The sequence below is a fragment of the Clostridium sp. Cult2 genome (assembly GCF_021655075.1).
Classification (GTDB): Bacteria; Bacillota; Clostridia; order Tissierellales; family Tepidimicrobiaceae; genus Schnuerera.
Map to the genome: position 1 here is coordinate 1 of NZ_PPXX01000043.1, position 12903 is coordinate 12903.

Annotated in this window: 15 protein-coding genes; all 15 read right to left on the reverse strand. The window is 33.2% G+C overall.

The window, feature by feature from the left end; translation table 11 throughout:
- Nucleotides 1-99: 99 nt before the first annotated feature.
- The 15 genes from C3E90_RS04580 to C3E90_RS04650 all read right to left on the reverse strand — a co-directional run bounded on the left by C3E90_RS04580 (nt 100) and on the right by C3E90_RS04650 (nt 12671).
- Nucleotides 100-1437 (reverse strand): dihydrolipoyl dehydrogenase family protein, encoded by a 1338-nt coding sequence (locus C3E90_RS04580; RefSeq protein ID WP_236914489.1) that lies wholly within the window; start codon nt 1435-1437, stop codon nt 100-102.
- 43 nt (nt 1438-1480) lie between these two features.
- Nucleotides 1481-1840, reverse strand: a complete 360-nt coding sequence (locus C3E90_RS04585) for a glycine cleavage system protein H (RefSeq protein ID WP_236914490.1) — start codon at nt 1838-1840, stop codon at nt 1481-1483.
- Between the two features lie 731 nt (nt 1841-2571).
- The gene (locus tag C3E90_RS04590) at nt 2572-3330 is read right to left on the reverse strand and encodes a zinc ribbon domain-containing protein (RefSeq protein WP_236914491.1); all 759 of its coding nucleotides are present in this window, start codon (nt 3328-3330) and stop codon (nt 2572-2574) included.
- A gap of 349 nt (nt 3331-3679) precedes the next feature.
- Nucleotides 3680-4063, reverse strand: a complete 384-nt coding sequence (locus C3E90_RS04595; protein ID WP_236914492.1) for a zinc-ribbon domain-containing protein — start codon at nt 4061-4063, stop codon at nt 3680-3682.
- 324 nt (nt 4064-4387) lie between these two features.
- Complete coding sequence (gene hypE / locus C3E90_RS04600; protein WP_236914493.1) at nt 4388-5392, reverse strand: hydrogenase expression/formation protein HypE; 1005 nt, start codon at nt 5390-5392, stop codon at nt 4388-4390.
- Entirely contained in the window at nt 5385-6464 is a 1080-nt protein-coding gene (gene hypD / locus C3E90_RS04605; RefSeq protein ID WP_236914494.1) for a hydrogenase formation protein HypD, read from the reverse strand. The genes hypE and hypD overlap by 8 nt, the downstream gene beginning before the upstream one ends.
- Complete coding sequence (locus tag C3E90_RS04610; RefSeq protein WP_236914495.1) at nt 6457-6690, reverse strand: HypC/HybG/HupF family hydrogenase formation chaperone; 234 nt, start codon at nt 6688-6690, stop codon at nt 6457-6459. Before C3E90_RS04610 ends, hypD begins: the two co-directional genes overlap by 8 nt.
- Nucleotide 6691: 1 nt before the next feature.
- Nucleotides 6692-8437, reverse strand: a complete 1746-nt coding sequence (gene hypF / locus C3E90_RS04615) for a carbamoyltransferase HypF (RefSeq protein WP_236914496.1) — start codon at nt 8435-8437, stop codon at nt 6692-6694.
- Complete coding sequence (locus C3E90_RS04620) at nt 8427-8687, reverse strand: hypothetical protein (protein ID WP_236914497.1); 261 nt, start codon at nt 8685-8687, stop codon at nt 8427-8429. Before C3E90_RS04620 ends, hypF begins: the two co-directional genes overlap by 11 nt.
- 1 nt (nt 8688) lies before the next feature.
- A complete protein-coding gene (locus tag C3E90_RS04625; RefSeq protein WP_236914498.1) occupies nt 8689-9144 on the reverse strand; it encodes a hydrogenase maturation protease in 456 nt (151 codons plus the stop codon).
- A gap of 1 nt (nt 9145) precedes the next feature.
- Complete coding sequence (locus tag C3E90_RS04630; RefSeq protein WP_236914499.1) at nt 9146-10555, reverse strand: nickel-dependent hydrogenase large subunit; 1410 nt, start codon at nt 10553-10555, stop codon at nt 9146-9148.
- A 20-nt stretch (nt 10556-10575) separates the two neighbouring features.
- The gene (locus C3E90_RS04635) at nt 10576-11454 is read right to left on the reverse strand and encodes a hydrogenase small subunit (protein WP_236914500.1); all 879 of its coding nucleotides are present in this window, start codon (nt 11452-11454) and stop codon (nt 10576-10578) included.
- Between the two features lie 15 nt (nt 11455-11469).
- Nucleotides 11470-11940 carry a cytochrome b5 domain-containing protein gene (locus tag C3E90_RS04640; RefSeq protein WP_236914501.1) on the reverse strand — a complete coding sequence of 157 codons (471 nt, stop codon included), beginning with the start codon at nt 11938-11940 and terminating at the stop codon, nt 11470-11472.
- A 241-nt stretch (nt 11941-12181) separates the two neighbouring features.
- A complete protein-coding gene (locus C3E90_RS04645) occupies nt 12182-12418 on the reverse strand; it encodes a type II toxin-antitoxin system RelE/ParE family toxin (RefSeq protein ID WP_236914502.1) in 237 nt (78 codons plus the stop codon).
- On the reverse strand, nt 12405-12671 hold the full coding sequence (locus C3E90_RS04650) for a type II toxin-antitoxin system Phd/YefM family antitoxin (RefSeq protein WP_236914503.1): 267 nt from the start codon (nt 12669-12671) through the stop codon (nt 12405-12407). Before C3E90_RS04650 ends, C3E90_RS04645 begins: the two co-directional genes overlap by 14 nt.
- Between the last annotated feature and the right edge of the window lie 232 nt (nt 12672-12903).

The following is a 12903-nucleotide window of genomic DNA, read 5'->3' on the forward strand; positions in this document are numbered from 1 at the left end:
TTGGTTTATTAGGTGTGCATTTTTTTATTATTAGTTTTTCAAAAAATATTTAATATTATTTTGCTAAAATCTATTGACTTTAATTAGCTGGTCTTTATTTTATTGATGAACATTAAATAATGCGTCCTTAAAGCACTCACTTAAAGTTGGATGTGGGTGTACACATTTTGCAACTTGTTCTACAGTTAAACCTGCATAAATTCCAAGCGCTGCTTCACTAATCAATGCAGAAGCTTCCGGCCCCATAATATGTGTACCTATGAGTTTCCCATTTTCATCTGCTATTACCTTTACAAAACCTGTTGTATCGTTCATAGCAAGCGCCATTCCATTAGACATAAAATGAGATTTACCTATTTGTATTTTCATGCCTTTTCCTTCAGCTTCTTGCTCAGTAATACCAACATAAGCAATTTCAGGCTCTGCAAAAACACACGCTGGTACACTCTTATAATCTACAGTATAATCTTTGCCTATTATATTATCTATAGCAGCCATAGCTTCATATTCAGCAACATGAGCAAGCATCATTCCACCAGTTACATCACCTATTGCATAAACGCCATCCTTATTGGTTCTCATAAATTCATTTACTTTTATTCCTTGTTCACTATATTCAATATCAGTGTTTTCAAGGCCATATCCATCAACTATAGGAACCAAACTAGAGCAAAGAATTAATCTCTCACATTTAACTTCTTGAGGGCCCTTTTTACTATTACCATATACAACAAGAGAATCATCTATTTTTTCAACTTTTTCTATTTCAAAATAGTCAATTGTGTTTATCTTATTTCTTCTAATTATTGATTTAAGTTTCTTTTTGATATCAATATCACATTTTCTTAGAATTTGATCTGAATGTTTTAATATAGTAACATCTTTTCCAAGAGCTTTTAACATAAATGCGAATTCTATAGCAATAACACCGGCACCAGCTATAGCTACAGATTTAACTTCATCACTATTCCATAAATCTTCACGATTTACTCCATAGTCTCCTGTAATTATTTCATCCAAATCATTATTTTCAAAATCCATTTGTCTACATATGGATCCAACAGCAATAATTAGATTTTTACCACGAACTTCTTTTATATCTTGTCCTACTTTTACTTCAACTTTTTTTATATCATTAGTATCAACTATAGTGCCTTCCCCATAAATAACATCTACATTATTTAGTTTCATTAATTGGGATATTCCACCTCTTAAAGTTTCTACAACTTGATTTTTTTTATCCCACATATTTTCTACAGCACCACGTTTACCAATAATATCACTATAATAAGCTTTAGTAGGTATACATCCTCTATTAAGACACATACCACCAAGATGTTCTTTCTCTATAAGTACAGTTTTAAGCCCAGCTTTACCAGATAATTCAGCTGCTTTATATCCTCCAGGACCTCCTCCTAGAACAATAACATCATACATACTATTACCACCTTATCGATAATGGAATACTCCATAATTTATTTTAGCATTTACAGAATTCACTATATTCTTCAGCACTAAGAAGTTCATTAACTTCTTCAGGATTATCTAGCTTAATTTTTAGAATATAGTTCCCTTCACAATCTTCATTTAAAATATCAGGGTCATCTAATATATCTTCATTACATTCTAAAACCGTTCCTGTTATTGGAGATTCAAACTCACCTTGAGATTTAGCAAATTCGACACTAAATAAAACATCTCCTTTGCTTATAGAATCTTCTTCTTCAGGCATATCAACATAAACAACCTTACCCATTTTGTTTTTCTTAAACTGGGATAAACCTACTTCTGCAACATCATCTTTTACTTCTAACCAAATATGTTCTTTTGAAAAAATCAATTCAATAATCCCTCCTTGTATAATTAGTATATTGATTACCTAATGATTTCATTATAACACATAAAAAAATAAATAGGCGGTTTTTTGTTAATATTTTAATAATCTTTTATAAGGTTTTTTGCCCTTTGTATTTTATTGTCTAAATTTTAAAAAATTGCCCATATCCGTACATTATAGTCTTATGCTTGCATTCAAGCATTTTCTTTTAAAAATTATTGATTTAATAATCCTAATTAAATTAATATTTTAGTTACATAATGATTCTATTATAGCGATAAAAAAATAAATAGCTAATTTTTTGTTAAAATTTTACCAAATTTTATATAGCAAAAATCTACCCTTATAAGAAGATACTCTAAACCATAGCCCTTTTTATAATGGTTTTAATTCTTTCCCTGATTAGGACAACTCCCATTTGTTCAAGCATTTGTATAAGTTTATGTAAAATAAATAAGCTGGCTTAGATTTCCACCTAAGTCAGCCTTTAAATACGTTTTTCTATTCACTGTTTCCTTCTCTATTCTCACTACCCACTCTAAATAAATGTTCTTAGAAATTATATATACCGACTGCATTTCTTCCACATTATATCTTTGCTCTTCTAAATATGCTAGACCCTAGCTAGAGTAGAAGGGTTGCAAGATACATATTTGGAAATTTATCTTCCCTTTGTTCTGTGTTTGTCATGAGTCAATGTAAGCGGGTATATAATTGTTTACCCAATGATCCATCTAAAGCTGCAGCTTATTTCCACAATTCCCACAGAACTTGGTACCAAGTGGATTTTCCTCATTGCAAACTGGGCACCTGATTAAGGCTGGTGTAATCATGGATGCACCGCATTGATTGCAAAACCTCACTCCCTGTGCGTTCTTAGCCCCGCAATTCGAGCAAGTGTTGAGGTCTAGCAAAGCACCGCAGTTGTTGCAGAACTTTCCTGTACCTGCTGGTTTGCCACAGTTTTGGCAGACCACCGTTTTACTTTCCAGTTTACCTTTCCAAACCGTAGCAGTCTCAGCAACCTCGTCGATATTGCGGCGCATGGCCTCAGCTCGGGCTTTGGCTACCGTTACATCCTGCCTAGGAGCGCAATCAGTGCAAAGCATCTCATCCTCGTTGTAGCATGCATCACAAACCCAGCTATGGCAGCCGTGGCAGCGATGAAAATGCCTTTGGGCCTCATTTTTGGCGTGTTCAAATGCTTTCTCATGCTCCTTGTGCCATTCTGGGCTCATGCCCTCGAACCTCTCAGAAAGAATGTTCCCACTGCGCTCTAGGGAATAACCAAGACTACCCACCTTGCCTCCAAAGAAACTCCCAATAGTTCCCACACCCCTTGCAAGATTGCGCAGTCCACGATTCTTTTTATAAGTTTCCGATTCAATAAAACTACTTTTATATCCATCCTGGCAAAGATCACAGTAGAAGGTAAACTGGAACCCGGCCTCGGTGGAATTATCCTCATAATTGCGTGTAAAGGATTGAAGCATATTCTCACCTCATTTCTTAATAGATTTGATTTTTTTACCGCAGGCTGTGCATTTTGTATTTTCAAAAAACTGCTGCACACCGCAACGCGGATTTTGGCATTTTACCATCAAAGTCCTGCCACATTTCTCACACCTGTCCTGCACATAAGTCTGCTTACCACAGGCAGGGCAATATACATATAGATTCCTTCCACATCCTGCGCAGATTACCTCATCCTTTTTAATAGGACGCAGGCAGGCTGGGCAGAGATAAATGAAGGGATTACCGCTTCCACAAGCGGGACAGAATCGTGAATCTGGCTCTATGAACGCACCACAATGGATGCAGGGTTGCTTGTAGCTTGCCATGCTATCCCTCCAATCTCGTGCCACATTCACCGCAGAAACGCACTCCAGGAACAAGTCTAGAGCCGCAAGTTGGGCATAACATGCTGACTCCCAACTTTTCACCACATTCCTGGCAGAACTTCACACCATCTGGATTGCGATTGCCACATGAAGAACAGGTTTGCTTCTCATCCTCCACCCGTTTAGCTGCTTCCTTAGCATCCTTTTCCGACAATGCGTTTTTCAACTTTTCTTTAGCTATTAACAGATTATCTTGTACAAGTTGCAGCTTACTTTCCAACTCAGGAAACTGGACATCTCCCTTTGCCAAAACCTGCCTACCAATCTGTGCATATAGCTCAGTTTCCTGTTTTTCTAAATCGTTTACCTCCGATTGGGCTGTCATCACCTTTACATCCGGATCATCTTGGGGCATAAAGTTGGAAATCCCCTTCATAAGTCCGCCAAGTCCGCTGAATAAATCACTCATATTCATCCATCCTTTCCTTATTTGTTTTGAATTTCACAGAAAAAGGTTAAACGAAACCCTCTGTCTTCCCGCACTGTCAGGCATTTTGCAGTAAACAGGGGTGGTGTATATTCAGATGATGGAGGAGGCCAAGTGCATAAATGAAATGGTTCAATTATTAAATCAATATAATTCCAGATAAAAATTTATATAACTATAAACACAATCTGCAATTAACTGTGGATTAAAATATAATTTATATTAGCAAATTCTTGGTAACATAGCTCCTTCTAATGGCCCTATTATTCTTTTTCCCCCAATATGGGTTTCCATAAATACTATGGACTGAGCCCTACAATTAATAAAACTTCCAATTATTGCTGCATCTTCACAGCCTTCACATTGTCTAATCTCTTTTAATATACTCTGACTTTCCTTTTGATCAACTACTAATATCATACGACCTTCGCATGCTAAGTAAAGAGGGTCTAACCCAATAAGTTGATTAATGGAAACAACTTCTTTTTTTATGGGTATCTGTTCCTCTAGCAAGTGTATCCCCTTTCCAACAAATTCTGCAACTTCATTCAATGCTGTTGCTAGTCCTCCCCTTGTTGGATCTTTCATTAATTTAATACTATTTTCGTATTTTTTAAGTTTTACAATCACATTATTTAGCGGCATACAATCACTCTTGAGATCCCCTTTAACTTTCATTTCGTACCGCTCAATAGCTATGGTTGTACCATGCTCCCCAATACCTCCAGTGACAATAATTCTATCTCCTTCTTTAATTGGTTTTAGTTCATATCCTCTATTAGTCATGCCGATTCCCGAAGTATTAATAAACAGCCCGTCTACCGATCCCTTTTCTACTACCTTTGTATCTCCGGCAATAATTTTAACTCCAGTTTCTTTACACATTTCACCCATTGATTCAGCAATCTTTTCCAGTAAATCAATACTAAATCCCTCTTCAATTATAAATCCACAACTAAGATAAAGTGGCATGGCTCCGGATACAACTAAATCATTTATAGTTCCACAAACAGCTAGTTTACCAATGTCTCCTCCTGAAAAGAATAGGGGCTTTACTACAAATGAATCTGTTGTAAAAGCCAGTTTACCTTGACCTACTTCAAATACAGCAGCATCTAGAGAGTTTATTAATAAATTATTACTAAAATGCTTATGAAAGATTTCCTTAATTATTATACTTGTATCCTTACCTCCATTACCATGTGTTAATTTAATACTATTACACATTATACACTTCCTCTCTATACTGGTAAGCAATAGCACAAGCTCCTTCCGTAGATACCATGCAAGGTCCATAAGGACTTAAAGGATTACATATCCTATCAAAAAGTTGACACTCTCTCGGTGTTTTATTTCCTAACAAAATATCACTACATGCACATTTAGTTATATAACTTTGCCTTTCAATGTTTACTTCAAAGTTCTTCTCTGCATCAAGATTCTCATACTTTTTCTTAATTATTAAAAAGGAGTTCTCCACCTGTCCAATTCCTCTCCATTCTCCATGGGAAACTTGAAATACCTCTTCAATTAATTGATTAGCAGTAGGATTTCCTTCAGGTTTTACACATCTTTTATACATGTTTTTAAAGCCTCTATTTTTATTATTGCTAATCTGTTTCACTAAATAATGAACGCCTCCTAAAATATCCAGAGCTTCAAATCCACATACAGCTGCTGGAATATTGTAATCTTCTACTATAAATTTAAAGTAGTTAGAGCCTTTTATAGAAGCTACATGTCCTGGACAAATGAATCCCTGAATTTGACTTTCTGGTTGTTTTAATATGTAATGCAAAATTGGGCTCATTAGCTTTATAGATGTAAGAAAGAATAGATTATTAAGCTCTTTTTCAAAAGCAGCTCTAATAGTTAAGGCAATAATTGGTGCAGTTGTCTCAAACCCTACCCCAAGAAATATAATTTTTCTCTTTTTATTATCTTCAGCCATTTTTATTAAATCCATGGGGGAATAAACGATTATTACATTCTTTCCCTTGCTTTTTTCATCTAGCAAACAATTTTTTGTTCCTTTTAATCTTAATAAATCCCCAAAGGTAGCAATAACAACATCATATTTGCTTAACATTTCAATTGCTGTATCAATATATTTCTCATCGGTTACACAAACTGGGCACCCAGGGCCTGACAGTAGCTTTATGTTAGGAGACAATACTGACCTAATACCTAACTTAGATATTATTTGTGTATGAGTACCACATACCTCCATGATTTTAATTTCTTTGCTGGCCATTATATTTATTTCCTTAATTAAGTGTTGTATTAACTCTTTATTCATCTATACTTTCATCCTCATCTAAAATACTTTTAAAAATATCAGATAAATCATTAAAGTATACTTGATCCAACTTCTCAATTGCACAGCCCGCATGAACTAATACATAGTCTCCAATCTTTGGCTTGTTAATTAATTGTATGTTAACTGTTGTTTCCACATCCATTATACTTACTATGGCATCTTTATTAGAAATATCTATAATTTGACCAGGAACCGCTATACACATACTACCCCTTCCCTTCTATTGCATCTGCTATAGCTAATTGTCCTACTGAAATACCACTGTCATTAATAGGAATCTGCTGATTATAATAAACAGTAAAACCTCTCTCTCTTAGTTTTTCTAATACATATAATAATAAATAGTCATTCTGAAAAACTCCTCCGCCTAGAACAACTTGTTTCATTTCATACCTTTTACCTATTCTACAAACTAAGTCTACTGTTGCATTGCCAATTGTATTGTGGAATTTAGATGAAATATCATCAGAATAGATTTTATTTTCTATATCTCTTAAAACACCTAGTATAATACTTTTATAATCTATTTGATATATATTGTCTTTATTTATAATGTGATATTCATAACCTTCTTTAATAGAAGGATTTATTATATTCTCTAATTCAATTGCCGCCTGTCCATCATAGGTTATTCTTTGACACAAGTTAAGTAAAGATGATACGCAATCAAAAAACCTTCCCATGCTAGATGTTCTAAAACAATTTATATTTTTATCTAATGCCTGAGTTACCATATTGATTTCTTCTTTATCTATTCCTTTTAAAACTTTACTTGCATCATATTTCATTGAGTGTAAATAGCTTAGAGCAATTCTCCATGGTTCTTTTATTGCTTGATCTCCCCCTTGTATTGATACATATTTAAGATGTCCTACTCTATCAAAGCTCTTTCTTGTACCAACTAAAAATTCTCCACCCCATATGGTTTCATCTGTACCTAAACCTGTCCCATCAAAAACCACTCCAATAACTGGGTTAATCAAGTTTTGTTCTACCATGCAACTCACCATATGTGCATGATGATGTTGTACAGCAACTTTTCTCTTTGATTGGTATTTAGGGTATTGTAAACACGGATATCTTGATTGTAAATCAAACGCTAATATATTTGGCTTAAAATTTAATAGTTCTGTCAAGTTATCTATTGTTTTTTCATAGGTAGTGTAAGCATCGTAATCCTTTAAATCACCTAAATATTGACTCATATAGCCATAACCGTTTTGCGACAAGCAAAAAGTATTCTTCTGTTCCGCACCAAAGGCTAATATTTCATTATTTACCTGCATATTTATGGTATAAGGAGTATAACCCCTAGCTATTCTTATAACAACTTCCACATTATCCATAACTTTCACTACTGAGTCTTCCATTGGGATATTAATATCTCGATTATGTATTAAAAAATAATCAGTTATATTTCTTAAATAGCTTATAGCTTTTTCATCAGCATATTGAATTGGTCCTCCACTCACATTTCCACTTGTCATTATAAGTGAGGAAATATCCTGACTAAATAATAAATGATGGAATGAAGTGTATGGAAGCATAATACCTATTTTTTTCGAGTGAGGAGCAATTATATCTGGTAATATACTAGGCTCTATTTTGTTTAGAATTAAAATAGGTCTTTTATTACTTAATAAAATCTGCTCCTCTTCTTTGCTAATATAAGCTAATATCTTAGCAATCTCTATATCTTTCACCATAATTGCAAAAGGTTTATGAGGTCTGCTTTTTCTTTTTCTTAAGACCCTGATAGCTTCTTCTTTTTCCGCTTCACAGACTAGATGAAACCCTCCCAATCCCTTAATAGCAACTATCTTTCCCTGCTTAATAAAACGAATTGTATCTCTTATTGGATTATTACTTAATAAATCTTCTCCTTTTGAATTTAATAATCTTAAAGGAGGATCACACTTGGGATAGCCTTTAGATTTATTCCTATACTCCATAGGTCTCACCTTGAATACTTTTAATAATTGCAGTCAGTTCTTCTATATCTTCTTTTTGTATTTCAATCCTAAGTTCCTTTGCTATTATATCTAGATTATGAAGTTTTAAATGTTCTAGTAAGTTTTCTTCATTTATATGACTATCATGATTTACTACTAAAGTAAATTCCTCAATTCTACTTATTTTATTTTCATTACATATTTCTTTTAGTGATTGCGAAACCTTATTCAATAAAAAAGTATCATGCATTTTAAATCCCCCTTATGGCTTTATAAATAAATTCACGAATTTCTTCGCATATACTTATAAACTTCTCCTCTAGTGTTTCACTTAAATCTAAACAAAAGTGTATTTTTTCTACTTCAATTCCTAAAATATACCCTTTCATTGATTTTTTATATGTCTTTAAAAAGTTAATTAAGCTCGGCTGGTGTTGAGAATAAATTTGCTGATGTGGTTGATTAATTGCTTTTTCAATAGTAGTAAATGTTACTGTGCCAGGTGCTATATCAAAATAAGTTGAATCAATAATAAACAATAAGTCCATATCCTCTATCTTATTTAAAGCATAGTCAATATCTGTCTCTCCAAATATAACTTCTATTTTTTCTTTTTCCAATTCTGGTGAAAGCTCCTCTAAAACCTTAATACCTATGCTGTCATCTCCCATAATTCTATTTCCTATAGCAATACATTTAATCTTCATATTAAATAACCCTAATCTCAATAGGAGAATATCCATCACCAAATACATGGGTAGCACAGGAAACACATGGATCAAACGACCTAACTATTCTCCCAATTTCTACTGGATTTTTTATATCTCTGATTGTTGTACCTATTAATGCTTTTTCAACTGCTCCTTTGATTTCTCTAGAGTCTCCTGGCGAAAGGTTCCATGTGGTAGGAGTAATAATTTCATAATTTTCAATTCCTTCCTCATTAATTGCTACCCAGTGCCCTAGACCCCCTCTTGTAGTATCTATTAGCCCTTTACCTTTTGCCTTTTGAGGGAATTCATATCTACCTTGCTGGGCTGGTTTTAATTCTACTTTCTCTAGTAACCCTTCCAAGATTTCTATAATTTTTTTTACTTCTAAAACTCTGGCAATAATTCTATCCATTGTTGAAATACCTCTAGTATACCCACCACTTAAATACATTCTTGCTAATGGTCCAACTTCCATAGGATATCCCTCATATCTTGGCGCTTTAATCCAACTATAGGCTTCTTCTTTATATACATTTTCATCTACCGTTGGATCAAAAGGCTTTTGTTCTACCTTGCTTGCCTCATACCAAGCTCGATAAATATTTTCTGTTATCTTATCAGGATTAAATTCCTGTTTCTGACCACTAATCAATATCTGTGGTGCTATATAGAAAAGATCTTTTTCTGTATAAGTATCAAATACACCATAGGACATTAAATTTTTATATCCTTCTCCATTATAGAAATAGTCTTTATAATACCCTGCTATAGTATAAACATCGGGAATCATTCTATTGATTACAAACTCTTTTATAGATTTTAGAATAGACTTAACTTTGATATACTTTGAAGCGTCCAAATTTACCGTTACTCCCCCTACAAATATTCCATGATTATGAGGTACTTTACCTCCAAGAACAGCTAGCATTTCATGGGCCAAACGACTATATTCAACAGATTCAATGTAATGCTTAGATAATTTCATATTCAACTTTTCAGGCATCCTATAATCATCGTGGTTTGCCCCATATAATGGTTGAATTTCAGGTCCATAAACAAAGTCAGGAAGTGTATATTGGTAAAAGTGTCTTAAGTGATTCTGTATAAATTCACATCCATGCATAAAATCCCTAATCATTTTGTCATTTTCATCCGGAATAATATTTAGTATATCTTCTAAAGCTAATGTAGATGCCATAGAATGTGCTGTAGAGCATATACCACATATTCTTTCTGTAAAATATATAGCATCTAAAGGCGGCCTACCTTTTAACATTTTTTCAAATCCCCTAAAAAGCATTCCACTACTTTTAGCATCTATAATTTCATTGTTCTGAACTTCTACCTGTATTTCAAGAAATCCACTGATACGAGTAATCGGATTAATTGTAATTTTATTTCCCATAGTTTCCTCCCCATAAACACTTAATACCTTACAAAGGGTTCCATCCCGTCTGGAAATCTTTCCTGGGCGCAACCAATACAAGGTGTATTATCTTCTATAGGCCAATTGACATAGCTATTCCACTTCCTTACAGGACAATCTGTCCTTGTCACAGGTCCTCTACAGCCTAACTTGAACATACATTCCTTATCCCCTAATTTAGTAGCAAAAATCTCTTTATCAAAATAAGATCTTCTGGTACATCTATCATGAATGGTTATTCCATAAAAAATAATAGGTCTATTTTTTTCATCTAAGCTAGGTTTACCAAAAGCAACAATATTTGCTATAGTTCCAATAGCCCAATCGGGATGACTAGGACATCCTGGTACCCTAATTACTTCTTTTTCTAGAAACTCACTTACGCTTACACTTCCTGATGGGTTTGGTTTTGCAGCAGATGGTCCTCCATAGGAGGCACAGGTTCCTACAGCCAAAATATATTTAGCCTTCTCCCCAGCCATTTGTACTGCTTCCATAGCTGTAATTCTTTTTCCATTATAATTGGCAATAATATTATAAAGACCATTATCCTTTGTAGAAACTGCTCCTTCAACCACAAGGATAAAATCTGTTTCTAGAGTATCTAAAAATTGACTAAAAGCTGCCTCTCCCTCTGCAGCCATGAGACTATTATTATATTTTAGCGTTATCATTTCTTTTAATAAATAAATTACATCAGGGTTTTCTGCATTTAAGAGAGAGATAATATTACCAGAACATCCTGTAGCTTCTAACCATATTAAGTTCATTTTTTCGCGTCCTGAACTCTTTACTTCTTTTATAGCAAGGTCAATAATTTTTTTAGCTGTCATATCTTTTGAATCTAGGATTGGACATCTTGTAGTTCTATTATTCAAGCTATCATCTCCCATCTATTCTTGTAGCACACCAACTATAGGTAAATTTCTTAAAACCTCAAGTCTGTCATCATGACATCTGTTAAATTGGACGGTCAAATCTTTTCCAGCATATAAACTGAAATGAGTTCCTCCACCCCAGGTAGCCTCTAAACTCACATCATAAACAACACCATTTACAGCTACATATGCAGGTTTTCCATTTCCTCCATCATACTGTGCTAATTCCTCAATGGTAAATACTCTTTCTTCTAACAAATTCTGTTGACTTGAATGTGTCCTTTGATTTAACTGATTTTCTCCATTATTTATATTATTACAGTAATAATTATTCAAATAATTAAGACGCATTATTTCAATATAAAGTTGGCTTTCATAAAACGTCCTTTCATATAGGTTACTACTTGATGCAATCATATCTTTGTAATATTCTATATTTCTATATACTGAGGCCAATATTGAATGGTAACAATTTTTATTATTCATTTAATTCCCTCCAATATAAAACTCTCTAAATTATATGCAAATGTCAATATGTATATTCCCATAATGCTTTCTTGATTATAAAAGCTAAAATATAAAAGTTCTTCCTCATAAAGTGATAGTAAACCTTGACTAATGTATTAACTAATTTCTACCAGATTTTATTTGAAATAAAAAATAACCCACTAGTCTTAGGTTTTATAACCTTTAAACCAGTAGGTTCTTGTTTATGATAGTTTTTGTATTAAATGTAATTATCTATTATTAACTTTCTATAACCTTTCTTTCTCAAAAACTCATCTGCTACATAATTACATGAAAACGGAAAATCTTGAAGTCGCATAATACTTGCTTCTATTTTTTCCAAAAGATTTTTAGCAACTCTTTCAGCATATAACTCTTGGGAAATATAACTATATATTTTATCTAAATCTTCACTGGCTTTTGGTGTAAGTTTTAGACTATAATTATTCTTTGACATATTTTTCTCTTAAATCTTTAAAAACACTTTCAGCATCTAATAGCATTTCTCCGTTTTCAATTTGATTTTCTGCTTCAGCTAACTTTTTATATAAATCTACTTTAGCTAACTTCCTTTCATATGTTTCCATGCTCATAATTACTAAATCACCATAGCCATTTTTTGTAATAAAAATTGGCTCTTTAGTTTTATGACAAAGCTCAGAAATCTCAGTTGTATTCCTTAAATCTTTTATTGGTCTAATTTCAGGCATAATATCAACTCCTTTATTAATATCATGCCTTAATTATAGCATAATTATGTTTTTTTACAAACAATCAAATGGTAATTTCCTACTAAAGTTTCATCTATTATAGTAACAGGCCGTTTTTATCTCCCAAAATTAGAAAACCCCTTGAAATCAAGGAGTTTCTATTGTATCAATATTTAAGTTCTTTTATGTCTAATGACTCCAATCTTAATACAATTTAGCAATACTCGATTAA

What these genes read in the sequence shown, in the direction of transcription:
- C3E90_RS04620 (WP_236914497.1), bottom strand. Translation starts at nt 8,687, where the DNA reads ATGCATGATACTTTTTTATTGAATAAGGTTTCGCAATCACTAAAAGAA.
- C3E90_RS04580 (WP_236914489.1), bottom strand. Translation starts at nt 1,437, where the DNA reads ATGTATGATGTTATTGTTCTAGGAGGAGGTCCTGGAGGATATAAAGCA.
- C3E90_RS04610 (WP_236914495.1), bottom strand. Translation starts at nt 6,690, where the DNA reads ATGTGTATAGCGGTTCCTGGTCAAATTATAGATATTTCTAATAAAGAT.
- C3E90_RS04590 (WP_236914491.1), bottom strand. Translation starts at nt 3,330, where the DNA reads ATGCTTCAATCCTTTACACGCAATTATGAGGATAATTCCACCGAGGCC.
- C3E90_RS04650 (WP_236914503.1), bottom strand. Translation starts at nt 12,671, where the DNA reads ATGCCTGAAATTAGACCAATAAAAGATTTAAGGAATACAACTGAGATT.
- C3E90_RS04640 (WP_236914501.1), bottom strand. Translation starts at nt 11,940, where the DNA reads ATGAATAATAAAAATTGTTACCATTCAATATTGGCCTCAGTATATAGA.
- C3E90_RS04645 (WP_236914502.1), bottom strand. Translation starts at nt 12,418, where the DNA reads ATGTCAAAGAATAATTATAGTCTAAAACTTACACCAAAAGCCAGTGAA.
- hypE (WP_236914493.1), bottom strand. Translation starts at nt 5,392, where the DNA reads ATGTGTAATAGTATTAAATTAACACATGGTAATGGAGGTAAGGATACA.
- C3E90_RS04595 (WP_236914492.1), bottom strand. Translation starts at nt 4,063, where the DNA reads ATGACAGCCCAATCGGAGGTAAACGATTTAGAAAAACAGGAAACTGAG.
- C3E90_RS04630 (WP_236914499.1), bottom strand. Translation starts at nt 10,555, where the DNA reads ATGGGAAATAAAATTACAATTAATCCGATTACTCGTATCAGTGGATTT.
- C3E90_RS04625 (WP_236914498.1), bottom strand. Translation starts at nt 9,144, where the DNA reads ATGAAGATTAAATGTATTGCTATAGGAAATAGAATTATGGGAGATGAC.
- hypD (WP_236914494.1), bottom strand. Translation starts at nt 6,464, where the DNA reads ATGAATAAAGAGTTAATACAACACTTAATTAAGGAAATAAATATAATG.
- hypF (WP_236914496.1), bottom strand. Translation starts at nt 8,437, where the DNA reads ATGGAGTATAGGAATAAATCTAAAGGCTATCCCAAGTGTGATCCTCCT.